This window comes from Corynebacterium sp. LK2537 (assembly GCF_040946485.1).
In the GTDB taxonomy this organism is placed as follows: Bacteria; Actinomycetota; Actinomycetes; order Mycobacteriales; family Mycobacteriaceae; genus Corynebacterium.
The window spans coordinates 222,342-241,040 of record NZ_JAYWLQ010000004.1; the positions used below are offsets into that span (position 1 = coordinate 222,342).

Consider the following 18,699-nt stretch of genomic DNA (forward strand, 5'->3'; position numbering starts at 1 on the left):
AACTATCCGTCAAGCAAAGAGTTGAAAGATGGAATTACACACCACTGAGAAGTCTCTCCACGGCTGGGGCCGCACCTCGCCGACCACCGCGCACGTGCTGTCCACCCCGGATGTAGATGTCATCAAGAACGCGGTCGCACAGGTTGCGGACGCCAACGCCGACGCCCCGCAGCACCTGCGCCGCGGCGTCATCGCCCGCGGCATGGGCCGCTCCTACGGCGACCCGGCCCAAAACGGTGGCGGCCTCGTCATCGACATGCAGGCACTGAACCAGATCCATTCCATCGATCCTGACAGCGCCATCGTGGACGTCGACGGCGGCGTCACCCTGGACCAGCTGATGAAGGCCGCCCTGCCGTTCGGCCTGTGGGTCCCGGTCCTGCCGGGCACCCGCCAGGTGACCATCGGCGGCGCCATCGGCCCGGACATCCACGGCAAGAACCACCACTCCGCCGGCTCCTTCGGTGACCACGTGGTCTCCATGGAACTGCTGGTGGCCGACGGCCGCGTGCTCCACCTGGAGCCGGAGGGCAGCTCCGATGACCCGGACGGCACCCTGTTCTGGGCCACCGTCGGCGGCATGGGCCTGACCGGCATCATCCTGCGCGCGCAGATCCGCATGACCAAGACGGAGACCGCCTACTTCATCGCGGACACGGACCGCACCGAGAACCTGGAAGAGACCATCGCCTTCCACTCGGACGGCTCGGAGAAGAACTACACCTACTCCTCCGCCTGGTTCGACGTCATCTCCCCGGAGCCGAAGCTGGGCCGCTCCACCATCTCCCGCGGCAGCCTGGCCACGCTGGACCAGCTCAAGGAATTCGCGCCGAAGCTGGCGCAGGATCCGCTGAAGTTCAACGCGCCGCAGCTGATGACCGTGCCGGACATCTTCCCGTCCTGGACCATGAACAAGCTGACGCTGTCCGCCATCGGTGAGGCCTACTACCTGATGGGCGCTCCCGCCCGGAACCAGGTCAAGAACCTCACGCAGTTCTACCAGCCGCTGGATCTCATCGGCGAATGGAACCGCGGCTACGGCTCCAAGGGCTTTTTGCAGTACCAGTTCGTGGTCCCCATGGACGCGGTCGAGCCGTTCAAGGAGATCATCCGGGACATGCAGCGTTCCGGCCACTACTCCGCGCTGAACGTCTTCAAGCTCTTCGGCGAAGGCAACCGCGCGCCGCTGTCCTACCCGATGCCGGGCTGGAACGTCTGCGTGGACTTCCCCATCCGCGAGGGCCTGGGCTCCTTCCTGGACGACCTGGACCGCCGCGTTATGGAATTCGGCGGCCGCCTCTACCTGGCCAAGGAGTCGCGTACCTCGGCGGAGAACTTCCACCGCATGTACCCCGGCCTGGAGGGCTGGCTGAAAACCCGCAACGAAATCGACCCGACCGGCGTCTTTGCCTCCGATATGTCGCGGCGCCTCGAGCTGCACTAAGAAAGGACACTCATGCTTAACGCAGTAGGCCAAGCACAACACATTCTCCTGCTCGGCGGCACCAGCGAAATCGGCCTGGGCATCGTCGAAGAATTCCTGGACCGCGGCCCGGCCAAGGTCACCCTGGCGGCCCGCCCGGGCTCCCAGCACTTGGAGGCCGCCCGCGCGGAGCTGGCCCACAAGGGCGCGGACGTGGAGGTCATCGAATTCGACGCCACCGACTTCGACTCCCACCCGGCGGTTATCGATGCCGCCTTCGCCCGCGGCGACGTCGACGTCGCCATCGTTTCCTTCGGCACCCTGGGCGATCAGGAACAGCTGTGGCAGGACCAGGCCAAGGCCGTGGCTTCTGCCCAGGTCAACTACACCGCGCCGGTCTCCGTCGGCGTGCTGCTGGGCGAGCGGTTCAAGGCGCAGGGCCACGGCACCATCGTGGCGCTGTCCTCGGTGGCCGGCATGCGCGTGCGCCGCTCCAACTTCGTCTACGGCGCCTCCAAGGCCGGCCTGGACGGCTTCTACGTCAACCTGGGCGAGGCCCTGCGCGGCGACGGCGTCAACGTGCTGGTGGTCCGCCCCGGCCAGGTCCGCACCCGCATGTCCGCCGAAGCTGGCGATGCCCCGCTGACCGTCAACGTCTCCGACGTCGCGAAGGACACCGTGCAGGCGGTCCTCGACGGCAAGCAGTCCATCTTCGTCCACCCGCTGTTCAAGTACGTGAGCTTGGCCTTCAAGTTCATCCCGCAGCCGGTTTTCCGGAAGCTGCCGTTCTAAATCGGTTCGCCGGTTGAGTCATAGGCCCCGGAGCTTTCGTTCCGGGGCAGCTGGCGACATTCCTGTTCCTCGGCATCGCCGAAACGGCTGACGTAGAGGCCCGCATCGCGCTGGGCCTCTTTTTCTGTCTGGCCGTTGCCAATCACCGTGCCCACAACGCGCGTGTCACCGGCCGCTCCCGGGCCTTCCACCGCGCATTCGACGGTCACTCCCACCTTCTGGGCGGGCACCGACTCCGACTCATCTTCGCCAAAGGACTGGCCGACCACGGGGACGGCGATAGCCACCGCCGCGACCGCGCCCGCCGCTGCGACTGCGTATCCTCGCTTCATAGTTTCTCTCTAGTTCTGATCACGGTAACCGCGTATCACCGTACCTAAGATCCCTGGTGCTGTATAGCGACGTACGCAGCCTCGTCCAGTATCCCCGTTCGCAGCGTGCGCTATGAGGAACGAGCCGCGCTATATGAGAAACTAGAGAGCATGTCCACTGAGTCCACCGTGACAACTCCTTCCGCACCTGCCTCCGCCCGGCCGCTGTCCCAGTTCGGCGATCACCGCGATGAGCTCGGCCGTGGGCCGGCGCTGCTGGCCATCCTGCTCGCCGCGCTGGGCGGCGGGCTGGTCACCCTGGCCGGCTGGGCAGTCTTCCGCTCGGTGTCCCTGCCGGCGTTTTCGACCTCGATGGTCACGCGCGCGTTGGCCACGGTAGGTATTGTCGCCACGCTGGTGGTGGTAGGCGTCCTGCTGTTTTTCTGGATCCGGGACGAGCACTCGGCCGGCCCGCGCCCGCGCTGGCGCGCCTGGCTGACCACCGTCGTGTCCTACCTTTCCCCGGCGCTGCTGGTGCTGTCCTCCATCGGCTTGCCGCTGTCGGCCAGCCGCCTGTGGCTGGCCGGCATCCAGGTCGACCAGGTCTTCCGCACGCAGTTCCTGACGCGGATGGCGGATACCGCCACGCACGCGGACATGAACTACCTGGATCTGCCCACCTTCTACCCGATGGGCTGGTTCTGGTTGGGCGGGCGCCTGGCCAACGTGCTGGGCATTCCCGGCTGGGAGGTCTTCCAGCCCTGGGCGCTAATCTCCCTGGCCATGTGCGGGTGCCTCCTGGTGCCTCTGTGGCAGCGCCTGGTCGGCTCCCTGCCCGTAGCCACCGCTATCGCGCTGACCACCACGGCCGTGACGCTGACCATTGCCGCCGAAGAGCCCTATTCCGCCGTCATCGCGATGGGCGTGCCGGCGGCGGCCTTCCTGTGCTCCCGGGCCTTCCACGGCTCCTGGCTGTCCACGCTAGGCCTGGCGCTCTTCCTGGGCGCTTCGGCCTCCTTCTACACCCTGTTCACCGGCGCGATCTCCCTGACCGTCGTCAGCTTCGTGGCCATCATTACCGCGGTGCTGGAGCGGCGCTGGGAGCCCATCGTGCGCCTGATCTGCATCGGAGTCGGCTCGCTGGCCCTGGCCGCCATCTGCTGGGGCCCGTACGTCCTCGGCGTGCTGCGCTCCGATGTCCCCATCAACTCCACCGCGCAGCACTACCTGCCGGAAGAGGGCACGCAGATCCCGGTGCCCTTCCTGGCCCCGACCATCATCGGGCTGCTCTGCCTCATCGGCCTGGTGTACCTGTTCCTGCGCCAGAACAACCGCGACATCCGGACCCTGGGCTGGGCGCTCGGCGGCGCCTACCTGTGGATCGCGGCATCGATGGTGCTGACCCTGCTGGGCAGCACGCTGCTCGGCTTCCGCCTGGAAATCCTCGTGGTCCTCATCATGGCCACCGCCGGCGTCCTGGCGCTGGCCGAGGTGCGCATGCACGGCATCGACAAGCTCTGGCCGCAGGGCTTTAGCCCCGCCACCAACCGCCGCATCACCGCCGCGTTCATGGCCGTGTTAGTGCTGGGCGGGGTCTTTTACGCCCAGCGCATTCCCGAGGAAAACGAGTCCGCCATCGATCACGCCTACACGGACACCGACGGCTACGGCGAGCGCGCCGACCGCTACACCAGCGACTCCTCCGGCCACTACCAGGAGATCCAGCGCTTCCTGGAAGACCACGGGGTAGTGCCCAACGAATCCGTGATGCTCACCGACGAAAAGCTGTTCATGGCCTACCACCCCTACTGGGGCTTTAACGCCTTCACCTCGCACTACGCCAACCCGCTGGGCCAGTTCGACGCCCGCAACGAGCAGATCGAGACCTGGGCCAACGACTCCTGGGACCAGACCCCGGAGGAGTTCCTCGACGCCCTGGACTCGGCCCCCTGGCGCGGGCCGGACGCCATGCTCTTCCGCGGCAGCCTGGAAGACTCCGCCGACGGCTTCAAGACCCACCTGGCCGAGGACATCTACCCGAACCAGCCGAACGTGCGCTACCGGGCCGTCTTCTTCGACTCCGAGGTCTTCGACGAGGCGCACTGGGCGATGGAACAGGTCGGCCCCTTCGTGGTCGCCGTCCGCACGGATTAGCCGGCGGAAGGTATGCCGCGACATGGAGTTTTAGCCGCGGTGCCGTAAACTATTCGCCGTGTCAGATAGCCTCGCAACTCCGTATACGCCAGCCGAACCCACCAGCCACGGCTCCCCCGCCCCCGGGTGGCTCCGTCTTAGCGCCATCGTGGCGGGCCTGGTGGGCTTCGTGCTGTTTATCGCCACGCCGCTGCTGCCGGTCAACCAGGTCCAGTCCTCGTTCAGCTGGCCCAGCGACGACTCGCTGAACTCGGTCAACGCGCCGCTCATTTCCTTGGCGCCGGAACAGCTGGAGGCCGATATCCCGGTCTCCGCTATCGACCAACTGCGCGAGGGGCAGACCCAGCTCTTCGGCACGCTGCCGGCCTCCTCCAAGGAGGCCACCGACCGCGGCCTCTTCGTCAACGCGGGCGACTTCGGCCTGTCGGTCAGCTCCCTGAACGAGGTCGTGCTCTCCCTGACCCCGGATCAGATGGAGCGCCTGGACGACAAGGACGTCATCCACATCTCCTCGACCGAGGACGAGACCACCGTCAAGGTGGGCCCGTTCTCCCAGTCGATCGATGACGACGACCTGCGCCCGCAGGTCACCGGCGCCTACTCGGAGATCGAAGACACCCCGGAAAACCTCGCCCAGCTGCGCGCGGACGGGCTCGACGTCCAGGTCGAGATCAACTCGCGGTTTACCTCTTCGCCCACCCTGATCAAGTCGTTGGCCATGTGGGGCGGCCTCGCGATGGTGCTGGTCAGCCTGTTCACGCTGTGGCGCATCGACCGCTTGGACGGCAAGCGCCCGGGCTTCATGCCGGAGTCCTGGAAGAAGATCCGCCCGCTGGACGGTGTGGTCGCCGCGGTGCTGGTCTTCTGGCATATCTTCGGCGCCAACACCTCCGATGACGGCTTCATCCTGACCATGGGGCGGGTCTCGGAGAACGCGGACTACATGGCCAACTACTACCGCTGGTACGGCGTGCCGGAGTCACCGTTCGGTTCCCCGTACTACGACCTGGTGGCCTTCCTGTCCCAGATTTCCGCGACCTCGGTCTTCATGCGCCTGCCCGCGCTGGTCTCCGCGTTTCTCATCTGGTTCATCCTCTCGCGCGAACTGCTCCCCCGCTTCGGCGAGCTGATTGACTCGCGCCGCGTGGCCCACTGGACCGCGGCGTTGATGTTCCTGGCTTTCTGGCTGCCGTACAACAACGGTGTCCGCCCGGAACCGGTCATCGCGCTCGGCGTGATTTTCACCTGGGCCTCCTTTGAGCGCGCCATCGCCACGCGCCGCCTGCTGCCCGCGGCCGTGGGCACCATCGCCGCCACGCTGACCCTGGGCGCGGGCCCGACCGGCCTGTTCGCCGTCGGCGTTTTCCTGGTCTGCCTGCCGCAGCTGTTCAAGATCATGCGCGAGCGCCTGCCGCTGCTGGGCGGCGGGGCCACCGGCTGGCTGAGCATGATCGCTCCCTTCCTGGCCTCCGGCACGGCGATCTTCGTGGCCGTCTTCGGCGACCAGACCCTAGCCGCGGTGATGGAGTCCATCCGCGTGCGCTCCGAGGTCGGCCCGGCGCTGCCGTGGTACTCCGAGTACGTGCGCTACTCCACGCTGTTCCAGCAGTCCGTGGACGGCTCCATGACCCGCCGCTTCGCCATGTTCACCATGCTGTTCTGCCTGGTGCTCATCATCTACGCCTACATCAAGGACCACCGCGTGGCGGGCGCGCCGCAGGACATCACCCGGCGCCTGTTGCTCATCGTGGCCATGTCCATGTTCTTCCTGCTGTTCACCCCGACCAAGTGGACCCACCACTTCGGCATCTACGCCGGGGTGGCCGGCGTCATCGCCGCGCTCGGTGCGGTGGTCTTGTCCCAGATCGCGCTAAAGTCGCCGCGGGCGAGGACCTTCTCCCTGGCCGCTGTGGTAATTCTGCTGGCCTTTTCCACCGCCGGCTGGAATGCCTGGTGGTATGTCTCCTCCTTCGGCGTGCCGTGGTGGGACCGCACCATCCAGTTCCGGGCCATCGAGGCCAACACCGTGCTGCTGGCCATCGGGCTGATCCTCGTAGGCATAGGCATCTGGCAGTCCTTCCGCCACAACTCGCGCAAGGCGAAGGCCGAGGCCGCCGGCGCCACCGACGAATTCGCACGCCAAGAGGCCGCCCGGGTGTCCCGCTGGGCCGGGGTCATGTCGGCGCCTATCGCGCTGGCCTGCGCGTTCATCGTGGGTATCTCCGTGGCCTCCTTCGCCAAGGCCTATGTCGACCAGTACCCGGCCTACAGCGTGGGCAAGGGCAACACCCAGGCCCTGGCGGGCAAGACCTGCTCGCTGTCGGATGAAGCCATGATCGAGACCAATACCAACGACGCCTTCCTGGCCCCGATAGACGGCGACTTGGGTGACTCCTTAACCGATCCGGACAAGGACAACTACGGTTTCGACCCCAACGGCATCCCGGAGGATATCGAGCCGGAGGCGCAGAACTCCGCGTCGGTCGGCGCTATCGGTGACTCCGGCTCGGCCGGTTCCGCCACCTCCGGCGGCAACCGTTCCGCCGGCGGGGACGTCTCCGACTCGGACGCTACCGGTTCCGACGACTCCGAGGACTCCAGCCACAAGGACTCCGCCAGCAAGGCGGCCGAGGAATCCGGCGCCTCCGAGGGCGGTTCCCGCGACACCACGGGCGTCAACGGCTCGGTCAAGCACCTGCCGTTCAACTTCGACTACCACCAGGTGCCGGTCTTAGGCTCCTACAACGCGGGCCAGAACTCGACCGCGAAGCTGACCACCAAGTGGTTTAACCTGCCGGAGGAGAAGGAAAACTCCCCGCTGATCACCGTCGGCGTGGCCGGTAAGATCCGCCACCACGACGTCAACGGCGTGGAGCAGGAGGGCATGGACGTCACCCTCGAATACGGCACCGCGGACGAGACCGGGCGCGTCTCCAACACCGGCGAGATTGAGATGATGGACGTCGGCGCCACCCCGAAGTGGCGCAACCTGCGCTACCCGCTGGCCGACATCCCGGACGAGGCCAACGTCGTGCGCATCGTCGCCGTGGACGACTCCACCAACGAGGACGACTGGGTCGCCGTGACCCCGCCCCGCGTGCCGGAGCTGACCAGCATGACCTCGCGCTTCGACAGCTCCCGCCCGGCCCTGCTGGACTGGTCCACCGCCTTGCAGTTCCCCTGCCAGCGCACCTTCGACCACTACGCCGGCGTGACCGAGATTCCGGAATTCCGCATCCTACCGGACGCTCCGGCGCAGACCTCCCTGACCGACTTCCAGTCCTTCAGCGGCGGCGGCGCCATGTCCACTTCGGAGGCCGTGAACTACTCCTACGAAATCCCCAGCTACCTCAACAACGATTGGGACCGCGACTGGGGCTCCATCTACAAATACGAGTTGCGCACCAACTCCGAGGGCATCGCCCCGGACAAGGCCGACATCAATCTGGAAGACATCACCCGCTCCGGCTGGTGGAAGAACTCCGAGATGAACGTCCGCCCCGAGGGCGAGGAATAGCCCTCCGCACCCGCCTCAGCTAAAACCCCGGCTGAGGCGGGTTATTTCTGGAAACGCTTAGTCAGGACATAAACCCCCATGGCCGCAGCGTAGGATACCGCCACGAGCACCACCGAGCGCTCCACGGAAGCAAACCCATCGAAGGCAACCCCACCGATGGAAAAGACCACCATGAAGGCGAGTAAGGCGTTGAAATATGGGGTCATGTGCTGTCCTCCTGCTGTGGCTTAGTCAATGAACAAGGGCCAGCGTAGCAGAGGCATGAATTTGCTATCGAAAACTGTTTCGAAGTAAAACGCCCGGGTGTCCAGCGCTTTTTCTACACTCTTTTCATCTTTACTGTCTCATCTAGGGAGGAACCATGAAGAGAGTCTTCACCCTTGTTCTACTGTCCGCCACGGCCCTTAGCGCTGCTGCCTGCACTAGCGGGGAGCAAACAGACAACGCAGGGGAGACGATCTCCGCCGCAGCGCCCAGTACCACAAAGGCCCCAACCAACGAGTCCCAGACAATCGAGTTTGGCACTCCCTTCGAGACCTCCTCGCTGCCCGACAACGAGGCCTATCTCACCATCACCGACGCCACCGTGGGCGAGGAGTGCCACTACGGCACCTACGGGGTTCCCGAGCAGGACGATCTCGCCTCGGGCAAGCAATACCTGCAGGTGTGGGGAGAATTCGACGTCCAGAAGCTGGACAACCCCATGAGCGCTAATGGCGCGATGCTCGAGGGTCCGGAGATCATCGACGACGAGGGCTTCACCCAGGAAGCCGACTTCGCCGTCGACTGCCAGATGGCCACGGACGGCGCGGAAGATTGGTTCGTCATCCGGCACGGGGGCGAGAAGTCCCGCATCTACCGGGCCTTCGTCATCCCGAACAACGCGAAGCAGGTGAAACTCTATGGTCGGACCATGGATGTCGCACCTGCTACCCAGGAAAGCTAATTGCGTTAGCTCAACCCGCGGAGGAACTCCGCAACGTCACGGATGCGCTGACGCATGACGGTCGGGGTCTGGAAGCGGTGCCGCCCGGCGTAGTCCCGGGTGGTGATGTGGCTGCCCTTAACGTCCGGGTGGGCGGCGACCTCGTCCTGCCGGGCGAGCTGGAGGAAGGTTGTCGGCCAGCTCTCCGGGTCGGGGAGCTCGTGCCCTGCGCGCAGCTCGTCCGGCAGGGCCGCCAGGGCGCCGAAGTCCGGGAAGGTGAGCACGAGGGCATCGGCAAGCGGGGCGGCGAGTGCGGCCAGTGCGGCGCCGGAGGAATAACCCCAGACCACGACCTTGTCCGCGCCCTGGGCGCGGCAGTACTCGACGGCCTTGGCTACCGCCTCGAGCATCTGCCCGACCGTGTGTTGCGGCGCCAGCGGGTAGTCCAGGTCCACGGCATGAGCCCCGCTCAGCCCGACCGCGGCGGCGACCTCCGGGCGCCACTGCATGTCCAGGGCGCTACCGGAACCGCGCCACCAGCCGCCCGAGTGCAGGCTGACCACCCAGGGGCCCGAATGCGCGGTCTCCTGGGTGGAGGAGAACTGGCAGGCGGGGAGCTCGGGCAGGTCGGTCTGCTCCACGTCGCGGGTAAAAGCCACGCCCGGCAGGCTGTGGTCCACCCCGGTGCCCAGGACCATCATGGCCGCGTGGGTGACGCGGTCGGGCAGCTGGGCGCAGTAGTTGTCCGCCGGGGCCGGATCCCCCGCCCCGCCCTTCCACGGCGGGGTGAAGTCCGGCAGCTCGTAGTGGGCGTCGATATAGGAGGCCAGCTGTTCGAGCTGGGCGTCGTCGTCCAGCTGCCGGTCCTGGCCGCCGATGAACCATTCTTGGCCCTCGTCCAGGGGGCGCGCGTTATCCGGAGTGCTCATAACTACCAGATGGTCACGCGCTGCTCGGGGGCGACGTACATCGGGGAATCGGCCGGCACGTCGAAGGCTTCGTAGAGCTCCGCGACGTTGGCGGCGATCAGGTTACAGCGGAACTCCGCCGGGGAGTGCGGATCAATGGCCAGGTACTGGGTGGCCATCTCCGGGCGGATGGCGGTACGCCAGACTCGCGCCCAGGCCAGGAACAGGCGCTGCAGGCCGGAGTAGTTCTGCTCGTGGAGCTCCGGCTCGGCGCCATCGACCTCGAAGGGGGCGAGTTTCTCGTGCGGATCGATGCCCTTGTCGCGGCAGTAGTTTTGGTAGGCCACCACGGCGATGCCCAGGCCGCCCAGGTCGCCGATGTTCTCCCCCAGGGTGAACTTGCCGTTGACGCCGGAGGACTCGATCCCGTTGTCCTTGAGCACCGTGGGCACCTGGCCGTCGAACTGCTCCACCAGCTGGGCGGTGAGCTTCTCAAACGCGGCGCGGTCCTCATCCGTCCACCAGGAGTTCAGGTTGCCCAGGCCGTCGTACTGCGAGCCCTGGTCGTCGAAGCCGTGGCCGATCTCGTGGCCGATGACCGCGCCGATAGCGCCGAAGTTCTCCGCGGCGTCCGCCTCCGGGTTGTAGAACGGCGGGCGCAGGATGGCCGCCGGGAAGGTGATGTCGTTGACCACCGGGTTGTAGAAAGCGTTCACGGTCTGCGGGGTGGTGACCCACTCGTCGCGGTCGGCCGGCTTGCCCACCTTGGACAGCTCGTAGTCGTGGGAGAAGGCCGCGCCGCGCCGCGCGTTGTCCACCAGGTCGGCGCCCGCGGGGCTAAAGCTTAAGTCCCCGTAGTCGCGCCAGGTATCCGGGTAGCCGATCTTCGCCTTGAACTGGCCCAGCTTCTCCAGCGCCCGCTCGCGGGTGGCCGGGGTCATCCACTCCAGGGTGCTAATCCGCTCGCGGTAGGCGGCAATCAGGTAGTCCACCAGCTCGTCCATCTCCCGCTTGGAGGAGGCCGGGAAGTGCTTGTCCACGAAGGCGCGGCCGATCTCCTGCCCCACGAAGCTCTCCGCCAGGCCCACCGCGCGCTTCCAGCGGTCGCGCTGCTGGGTGGCCCCGGACAGGCGGGTGCCGTAGAACTCGAAGTTCTTCGCCCCCACCTTCTCCGGCAGCAGGGCGGCGCGGGAGAGCAGGATGTGCCAGGTGGCCCACAGCTGCCAGTCGGCGATCCGGTCCTCGGTAAACAGGCCGGCCAGGTGGTCGAAGTAGGACGGCATCATGGAGACCACGCGGCCGTCCTTGATTCCCCCGGCGCGCACGATGGTCTGCGCCACGCGGGGCACGTCCTTTAGCTCAACCGGGTTGTAGGTCTCCACCGCGTTGCGGGTGGCGACCACGTCCCAGTGGCCGGCGGCGATGTCGGTCTCCAACTGCACCACGCGCTGCGCGGCGACCTCCGCGCCCAGACCGAAGAGGCGGGCCGGATCCAAAAAGCCCAGCATCTGCGCCACGTGCTCGGTGTAGGCGCGCAGGGTGTCCGCGTGCGCCTCCTCGCGGTAGTAGGCCTCGTCCGGCAGGCCCAGGCCCGACTGGATGAGGTAAGGGACGGCGTCCTCGGTGCCGGAATCCTTTTCCACCCAGAAGGTCACCGGGGCGCCCACGCCCTCGCGCTCGAGCTGGCCCAGGACTTCCGCCAGGGCGTCCATGTCCTCGACGGCCAGGCGGTCTAGGTCCTTATCCAACGGGGCGAGGCCGGCGCCGTTGACGCCGTCGACGTCCATGAAGGAGGCGTAAAGCGCGCCCGGGCGGGAGTCATCGCTTTGCACGATCTCGTGCACCATCTCCTCGGCCTCATCGCGCAGGCCGTGGAACGTACCGTCCACGCCGCGATCGTCCGGGATGACGTGTGCGTCGAGCCAAGGTCCATTGACAAACTGGTAAAGGTCTTTCATACCCACCCAGCTTAGGCGAGTTAGCAGACTCGCGACGACCCCATCTGCGCTACCGCCCGGTTGACGGCCCCGCACGCCTGCGCGGCCGGTTCCACGCGGCGCACGTCGGCGGTGTGCTCGCCGGCCGTGCCGAAGGTGTGCGCTGCGACGGTGAAACCGTGCCCGTGGGAAACGCTAGCGTGGATGTGTCGGCTGTCGGACCAGCCGAATTTCGTGCCTTCCATGCCCGGCAACGTGGCGGTGCCGAAGTCCTGGCGGTAGCCGTCGGCCGCCACCGGCGCAGCAGTGTTCATGCCCCGAAACAGCGGCGCCGCCGCCGGGTCGCCGTGGATGGCGTCGATGAACCTGGCCATGTTTTCCGTCGACGTCACGGAGTTGCCCCAGTAGCCGTTGCGGTGCGTGGCATGCAGGCGGAACTGGCGGGCCACGCCGTCGATGGCCTGCGGGTAGCGGGCGTCTAGGTCCGTGGCGATGCCGTCGTGGCTGACCCGGATCATCTCTTCCACCTGCGCCTTGTCCGCCGCGGCGCCGTGCTTGAGCACCCAGTAGCCCAGGTACAGCTTGGCCAGCGACAGCGCCGGCCGGGACTCGTTGGCGTTCGGCGTGGCGATGCTCCAGCCGCTGGCGTGCCGGACCGTGACCTGGGTGCGCTCCGGCACACCTGTCAAAGACGGCGCGGCGTGGGCGACGGCGGGGCTGGCGATCGCTGCGATAATCACCGCAGCGCAGGGGACGGAATAGCGCATGCCCTGATATTAATACGCGGCCGGCGGGAAATACAGGGTTGCTTAAGAACCCATCTCCACGAGCAGCACCCCGCCGATAATCAGCGCCACGCCCAGGGATTTCAGCCAGGTGAAAGGCTCTTTGAAAAAGAGGAAGGACAGCACCGCCGTCAACGCCACGCCTACCGCGGACCAGATCCCGTAGGCCACGCCTAGGGCCATTCCCTCCAGCAGGGCCAGGGACAAAAAGACATAGGCCGCGAGGTAGCCCGCGATGACGGCCAACAGCCACCAGCGCCCGCCGCGCACCGCGGACATCCGCAGGCTCATCGTGCCGGCGACCTCGCAGAGCACCGCGAGGATGATATACGCCCAGCTCATACGGTACCCACCTCCACGGGGGCCGGTTGCGGGCGCGGCCTGGCGCCCATCTCCACGCAGGCGACGCCGGCCACGATGAGCGCCATTCCGGTAATCTTCAACCAGGTCAGCGTCTCCCCGAACAACACCGCCGACAGCGCGGCGGTGGCCACTACCCCGCCGGCGGCCCACATGCCGTAGGCCACCCCGATGGCCATGCCCAGCTTGAGGACCCTATGCAGCAGCGCGAAGGCCGCCGCGTAGCCGGCCACCACCACCGCGTAGACCCACGGATGATCCAGGGCTATTTTCAGTCCTAAGGTGGCGACCACCTCGCTGGCAATCGCCAGCAGGAGGAAAAACCCAGCGCGCAAACACTCAACCCCTTTGCCAGATGGACTGTAATTCTTCAGCGGCGATACCGCACTGCCGCATATCCACTCTACCTGCGGAAAACGCGATTCCTTCCGCCTGCCAGTGGGCCCGCGCGCGGTCCGGATCGTGGCAGGTGCCGTCGGCGCGCACCACGCGCCACCACGGCAACTGCGCGCCATGCCGGCTCAAGAACCAGCCGACGTAGCGGGCGCCTACGCCGGCGACCTTGCCCACCTCGCCATAGGAGGTGACGTTGCCGGCCGGGATGGCCGCGCAGACGCTGCGGACCGTCTCTTTCACTTAGCCGCCGAGGTTGAGCACGTCGTCGGACTCGCGCGGCTCTTCCTCCGGCGCCGGCGGGGTCTCGACCAGGGTAACCGTCGCGCCGGTGGCATCGGCCAGCAGGCACATGCGGCCGAACGGGGACTCTTCGGCCGGCCGGATGACCTCCCCGCCGTGGGCCTGCGCCTGCTCCACCGCGGCGTCGAGGTCCGCGACTCCCAGGAAGGTCTGCCAGAAGCTATTGACCTGGTCCGGGAACTGTCCCTGCGCGTTCCAGAAGCCGGCAAAGGCCGCGCCCTCGGCCTCCGCGGCGGCGTATTCGATCTCCCCTGCGCTGCCCGGGCTGGTGCGCAGCTCCCAGTCGAAGAGCTCGCCGTAGAAGTCGAGCGCCGCGGAGAAATCCCGCGTGACGCTCAGCTCGTGCCAGACCGCGCAGCCGGGCTCGCCGCCGGCGGTAAAGCTGGTGGGTGCCGCGGGCTGGATCAGCCCGAAGAGGCCACCGGTGGGATCCACCAGCAGCGCCATCTGCCCGCGCTCGATGGAGCGCGGATCCGCCATCACCTTGCCGCCGAGGCGCTCCGCGCGCTCGCAGTCGGCCGCGATATCCGCCGACAGGAAATGCGTGACCCAGGTATCCGGGGTCTGGGCGCCTTCCGGCTGCGGGATAAACCCGCCGATCGGCAGCCCCTTGACCGTCACGGTCTGGTAACCGCCCGGCTCGCCCTCGATGTCCCAGCCCAGCACGGAGCGGTAAAACTCCGCCGAGGCCGGATGGTCTGCGGTGGTCAAGTCGATCCAGAAGGGCAGGCCTACCTCGGCCTCGAATGCTGGCATCTACAGGTTCCTCCACTTCTCGGGGTCAAAATCATCATCGGCCGTGGCCTCGTCGAAAAAGTCGTCGTCCGCGTCGTCGGCTTGGCCCACCACGAAGACGGCGTCGGCTACCTGCACTCGGTCGCCGGGCACGATCTTCTCGCCGCGCGTCTGGCACACCGAACCGTTAACGGTGACCTCGCCGGCGGCGATGAGCTCCTTGGCCTCGCCGCCGGTAGCCACCGCGCTGGCGAGCTTGAGGAACTGGCCAATCTTGATGGACTCGCCCGCAATGGGCACTAGAATTTCCGCCATGCGGACCAGTCTACCGCTGGGGTTTCAGCGTCACCGCGGTGCCCGAGGCCGTGACCATCAGCATGTTGTTGGACGTGCCCAGCACCGTGTAGTCGAAGGCGATGCCGATCACCGCGTCCGCGCCCAGCTCCTGGCCGCGGTTCCACAGCTCGTTCAGGGCGGACTCGCGGGCCCGCACGGCCTCTTCCTCGTAGCCGGCGGAGCGCCCGCCAGTGATGTTGCGGATGCCCGCGCCGAAGTCCTTCAAGAAATTGATGCCGGAAACCGTCTCGCCGGCGATGACCCGCAGGTAGGTGTCGATCTCGCGGCCTTCTACTGTGTTCGTCGTCGTGAAAATCATGCCTTTAGGCTACCCCGATTGCCCCGCGCACACCTTCGTAGAGGATGAACGCGGCCAGGAGCAGGAAGACCACGCCCGAGAAGAGATCCACCCACGAGGAGTGGCGCGACATCCAGCGCGAAAACGCCCGCACGGTCAGCGCGACGGCGCCGAAAAGCGCCAGGGACTCGCCCACCAGCAACACCACCAGCAGCACCGACCAGCCCAGGCTCATGCCCGGCTCTAAGAAATTGGAGAAGACCGCGCCGAAGAAGATGACGACCTTCGGGTTCGACAGATCGCAGATGAAACCCATCCGGTAAGCCTTGCCGGCAGTGATCCACACCCGCGGCGCCGAATCCGGGTTGTCCTCTTGGAAGGTCTCCGTCTGCACCACGCGGGCGGGCACGCGGCGCTGCGCCAGCCCGGACTTGATAGCGCTGTAGGCCATCCACAGCAGGTAGGTACCGCCCAGCAGCTGAAGCGTGATGAGAATCCCCGGGTGCGAGTCGATCAGGGCGGACAGGCCCGCCAGCGAGGCCACCACCCAGAGCAGCAGGCCGGTGGAGCTGCCCAGGGCCGCCCACAGCCCCGCCCGGGTGGAGCGGGACCCCAGCCGGATGATCTGGATGACGTCGGGCCCCGGTGAGGCCATGGCCACCAGCCACACCCCCACCAGCGTGAGCAAAGAGACTAAAGACACGCGCACCTCCTGTAGAAACGACTGCAAGGCCCCGACCGCACATCGGGACCTTGGATGAGCTCTCTTTGGCTCCGCAAACGGCGGAGTTGATACCGCCATCGAAGGTACGCTCCATCCCACCTAGTGGGAAACAGGTTTGTGTACTGGGCTAATTAACCAGGCCCATGACTCCTTCCACCACCATGACAAGCCCGAAGATGGTGAAGATGATGCCGGCGACGATGTCCAGCCAGTTGCCGTGCCGGGCCAACCAGCGCGCGGCGGTGCGCACGACGAGGGAAAAGCCGCCGAACCAGGCGAAAGAGATGGCCAAGAGGATGAGGCCGACCGCCACGGTCCACAGCGCGGACATACCCGGGGAAAGGAACTGGGCGAAGACGGCGCCGAAAAACACCAGGGCCTTCGGGTTGGACAGGTTGGTCATCAGCCCCAGGCGATAGGACTTGCCGGCGGTGAGCACCCCCTGGACGCGCTCGGGCTGCGCGGCCTCGGGCTGGCTCGTGCGCAGCCCGCCGCGCAGGGAGCTAAGCCCCATGTAGATAAGCACCCCGCCGCCGATGACCTGCAAGCCGCTGAGCAGCTCCGGGCGGGCGGCAATCAGCGCGGACAGGCCCGCCAGGGAGGCCGCCAGCCATACACCCGTGCCGGTGGCGATCCCGGCCGCGCACAAAAGGCCCGCCCGGCGCGAGCGCGGCGCGGTGCGGATCACCTGCACCACGTCCGGGCCCGGGGTTACCAGCAGGACTATCCACACGCCGATGAGCGTCAGCAGGGAGGCCATGCTCATGGGGTTTCTACCTTCCGTAATTTAAAGGGGCAGTCATTGAAAAACCGCCACGCTGCCGGGGTGGCAGGTGACGGTTTTAGTGTAACGGAGCGTTTTCCGTGGGTTTACCAGGCGCCCTCGATGGCGTCCTTGTGGTCACGGACCTTCTCGCCCTCGGCGTAGAGCGGCATGTCCTCGCCGGCCTTGTACCAGGAGGTGTACTCCGGCTCCAACGGGGTGCGGCCGGCAATCAGATCGGCGGCCTTCTCGCCCACCATCATGGTCGGGGCGTAGATGTTGCCGTTGGTGACGTTCGGGAAGACACCGGCGTCGGCGATGTAGAGGCCTTCGATGCCCCAGACCTGCATGGTCTCCGGGTCGACGACAGCCATCTCGTCGTCCTTGGAGCCCATCTTGGTGGTGCAGGACGGGTGCAGCGCGGTCTCGCCGTCGTTGCGGACCCACTCCAGGATGTCCTCGTCGGTCTGGACGTCGGAGCCCGGGCTGAACTCACGGGCGCCGACTTCCTCCATGGCCTCGGTGTCCAGCAGGGAGCGGGCCACGCGCACGGCCTCGACCCACTCGCGGCGGTCCTGGTCGGTGCGCAGGTAGTTGAACAGGATCTCCGGCTTCTCGTGGATGTCGGCGCTCTTGATGCGCACGTAACCCTTGGTGTCGGAGAACATCGGGCCAACGTGCCACTGGAAGCCGTGCTTGACGTCGGCCTTCTGCCCGTCGTAGCGCACTGCCATCGGCAGGAAGTGGAACATCAGGTTCGGGTACGCTTCCTTGTCGTTGGAGCGCACGAAGCCGCCGGCCTCGAAGTGGGAGGTGCCCACCGGGCCCTTCTTGGTCAGCAGCCACTCCAGGCCCATGAACGGCCAGCGCCACTTATCCAGGTACGGCTGGGAGGAATCCGTGTTGTTGGTCAGCTCGTACTGGATGTAGACCTCGAGGTGGTCCTGCAGGTTCTCGCCCACGCCCGGCAGGTGCTTGACGACCTCGATGCCGTGGGACTCCAGCAGCTCGCGGTCGCCGATGCCGGAGACCTGCAGCAGCTGCGGGGTATTGATGGCGCCGGCAGACAGCACGATCTTGTCCGCGTAGACGCGGTGGACGCCGCCTTCCCACTCATATTCCACGCCGATGGCCTTCTGGCCGTCGAAGAGGACCTTAGTGGTGAAGGCGTGGGTGCGGATCTCCAGGTTCTTACGCTGCTTGTTCGGGTGCAGGTAAGCCCGGGCCGCGGACCAGCGCTTGCCGTGGCGGATGTTGCGGTCGAACGGCGCGAAGCCCTCCTGGCGGTAGCCGTTGACGTCGTTGGTCAGGTTGTAGCCCGCCTGCTGGACGGACTTGAACAAGGCCTGGAACAGCGGGTTGGTGGCCGGACCGCGGGATAGGTAGAGCGGGCCGCTGTGGCCGCGTCGCGGATCGTTCGGGTCGGCGCCGGTGGCGGTCTCCATCTTCTTGAAGTACGGCAGGCAGTGGGCGAAGTCCCAGTGCTCCATGCCCGGGTTGTCGGCCCACTTCTCGTAGTCCATGGGGTTACCGCGCTGGAAAATCATGCCGTTGATGGACGAGGAACCGCCCAGCAGCTTGCCGCGGGCATGGTAGACGCGGCGGCCGTTCATCTCCGGTTCCGGCTCGGACTCGTACATCCAGTCGTAGTGCTTGGCGCCGATCGGGAAAGAGAACGCCGACGGCATGTGGACGAACAGGTCCCACAGGGAGTCGTTGCGGCCGGCTTCCAGGACCAGCACGCGGGTTTCGGGATCTTCAGTCAGTCGAGCAGCGACCACGGAGCCGGCGGAGCCGCCGCCGACAACAACCACGTCGCTTACCTCGTCAGTTACCTTCTTCGAGTTATTCTTAGTCACCTTGTCTAATAGACCCATACGGAAAGCACTTCCTTTCTTCGCGGTGTTCAGAAATGCATATTATGCAATCAGTGCATGGACAAATACGCATTATTCCGCTCCTACTTACATAACGAGCCTACCTGAGAAGCTTGCATTTTGCCCAGAATAGGATAAGTTTGACGTGTTCCATACTG

The 18,699-nt window shown here is 66.3% G+C and carries 19 protein-coding genes; 5 read left to right on the top strand and 14 right to left on the bottom strand.

Features of this window, described 5'->3' with window-relative positions; translation table 11 throughout:
* The first annotated feature begins 28 nt into the window (after positions 1–28).
* Positions 29–1,444 carry an FAD-binding protein gene (locus VVS03_RS07215; RefSeq protein WP_368520543.1) on the top strand — a complete coding sequence of 472 codons (1,416 nt, stop codon included), beginning with the start codon at positions 29–31 and terminating at the stop codon, positions 1,442–1,444.
* A gap of 12 nt (positions 1,445–1,456) precedes the next feature.
* Positions 1,457–2,215, top strand: a complete 759-nt coding sequence (locus VVS03_RS07220) for a decaprenylphospho-beta-D-erythro-pentofuranosid-2-ulose 2-reductase (protein WP_368520544.1) — start codon at positions 1,457–1,459, stop codon at positions 2,213–2,215.
* Here VVS03_RS07220 and VVS03_RS07225 read toward each other — a convergent pair.
* Positions 2,212–2,547 carry a hypothetical protein gene (locus VVS03_RS07225; protein WP_368520545.1) on the bottom strand — a complete coding sequence of 112 codons (336 nt, stop codon included), beginning with the start codon at positions 2,545–2,547 and terminating at the stop codon, positions 2,212–2,214. The genes VVS03_RS07220 and VVS03_RS07225 overlap by 4 nt on opposite strands.
* Before the next feature lie 150 nt (positions 2,548–2,697).
* Here VVS03_RS07225 and VVS03_RS07230 point away from each other — a divergent pair, with 150 nt between their 5' ends.
* Positions 2,698–4,680, top strand: coding sequence for a galactan 5-O-arabinofuranosyltransferase (locus VVS03_RS07230; RefSeq protein WP_368520546.1), 1,983 nt, complete (start codon positions 2,698–2,700; stop codon positions 4,678–4,680).
* A 58-nt stretch (positions 4,681–4,738) separates the two neighbouring features.
* Positions 4,739–8,197, top strand: coding sequence for an arabinosyltransferase domain-containing protein (locus VVS03_RS07235; protein ID WP_368521454.1), 3,459 nt, complete (start codon positions 4,739–4,741; stop codon positions 8,195–8,197).
* A gap of 41 nt (positions 8,198–8,238) precedes the next feature.
* Here the strand turns inward: VVS03_RS07235 and VVS03_RS07240 are convergent, their stop codons facing one another.
* A complete protein-coding gene (locus VVS03_RS07240; protein ID WP_368520548.1) occupies positions 8,239–8,403 on the bottom strand; it encodes a hypothetical protein in 165 nt (54 codons plus the stop codon).
* 155 nt (positions 8,404–8,558) lie between these two features.
* On the opposite strand from VVS03_RS07240, the gene VVS03_RS07245 reads away from it, so the two are divergent.
* Positions 8,559–9,143, top strand: coding sequence for a hypothetical protein (locus VVS03_RS07245; protein WP_368521453.1), 585 nt, complete (start codon positions 8,559–8,561; stop codon positions 9,141–9,143).
* 5 nt (positions 9,144–9,148) lie between these two features.
* Here the strand turns inward: VVS03_RS07245 and VVS03_RS07250 are convergent, their stop codons facing one another.
* The 12 genes from VVS03_RS07250 to betA all read right to left on the bottom strand — a co-directional run bounded on the left by VVS03_RS07250 (position 9,149) and on the right by betA (position 18,541).
* A complete protein-coding gene (locus VVS03_RS07250; RefSeq protein WP_368521452.1) occupies positions 9,149–10,051 on the bottom strand; it encodes an alpha/beta hydrolase in 903 nt (300 codons plus the stop codon).
* 2 nt (positions 10,052–10,053) lie between these two features.
* Positions 10,054–11,988, bottom strand: coding sequence for a M13 family metallopeptidase (locus VVS03_RS07255; RefSeq protein ID WP_368521451.1), 1,935 nt, complete (start codon positions 11,986–11,988; stop codon positions 10,054–10,056).
* A 20-nt stretch (positions 11,989–12,008) separates the two neighbouring features.
* A complete protein-coding gene (locus VVS03_RS07260) occupies positions 12,009–12,734 on the bottom strand; it encodes a hypothetical protein (protein WP_368520552.1) in 726 nt (241 codons plus the stop codon).
* A gap of 42 nt (positions 12,735–12,776) precedes the next feature.
* Positions 12,777–13,094: a multidrug efflux SMR transporter gene (locus tag VVS03_RS07265; protein WP_368520553.1), complete on the bottom strand. Its 318-nt coding sequence runs from the start codon at positions 13,092–13,094 to the stop codon at positions 12,777–12,779.
* Positions 13,091–13,447: a multidrug efflux SMR transporter gene (locus VVS03_RS07270; RefSeq protein ID WP_368521450.1), complete on the bottom strand. Its 357-nt coding sequence runs from the start codon at positions 13,445–13,447 to the stop codon at positions 13,091–13,093. The genes VVS03_RS07265 and VVS03_RS07270 overlap by 4 nt, the downstream gene beginning before the upstream one ends.
* A 4-nt stretch (positions 13,448–13,451) precedes the next feature.
* On the bottom strand, positions 13,452–13,748 hold the full coding sequence (locus tag VVS03_RS07275) for an MGMT family protein (protein ID WP_290224161.1): 297 nt from the start codon (positions 13,746–13,748) through the stop codon (positions 13,452–13,454).
* Positions 13,749–14,564 carry a VOC family protein gene (locus tag VVS03_RS07280; protein WP_368534475.1) on the bottom strand — a complete coding sequence of 272 codons (816 nt, stop codon included), beginning with the start codon at positions 14,562–14,564 and terminating at the stop codon, positions 13,749–13,751.
* Positions 14,565–14,858, bottom strand: coding sequence for an RNA-binding S4 domain-containing protein (locus tag VVS03_RS07285; protein ID WP_368520556.1), 294 nt, complete (start codon positions 14,856–14,858; stop codon positions 14,565–14,567). It abuts the gene before it with no gap.
* A 10-nt stretch (positions 14,859–14,868) separates the two neighbouring features.
* Positions 14,869–15,198 (bottom strand): YbjQ family protein, encoded by a 330-nt coding sequence (locus tag VVS03_RS07290; protein ID WP_070768555.1) that lies wholly within the window; start codon positions 15,196–15,198, stop codon positions 14,869–14,871.
* Between the two features lie 4 nt (positions 15,199–15,202).
* Entirely contained in the window at positions 15,203–15,880 is a 678-nt protein-coding gene (locus tag VVS03_RS07295) for a LysE family translocator (protein ID WP_368534474.1), read from the bottom strand.
* 148 nt (positions 15,881–16,028) lie between these two features.
* Positions 16,029–16,667, bottom strand: a complete 639-nt coding sequence (locus VVS03_RS07300; protein WP_368534473.1) for a LysE family translocator — start codon at positions 16,665–16,667, stop codon at positions 16,029–16,031.
* Positions 16,668–16,771: 104 nt separating this feature from the next.
* The gene (betA, locus tag VVS03_RS07305; protein WP_368520559.1) at positions 16,772–18,541 is read right to left on the bottom strand and encodes a choline dehydrogenase; all 1,770 of its coding nucleotides are present in this window, start codon (positions 18,539–18,541) and stop codon (positions 16,772–16,774) included.
* Between the last annotated feature and the right edge of the window lie 158 nt (positions 18,542–18,699).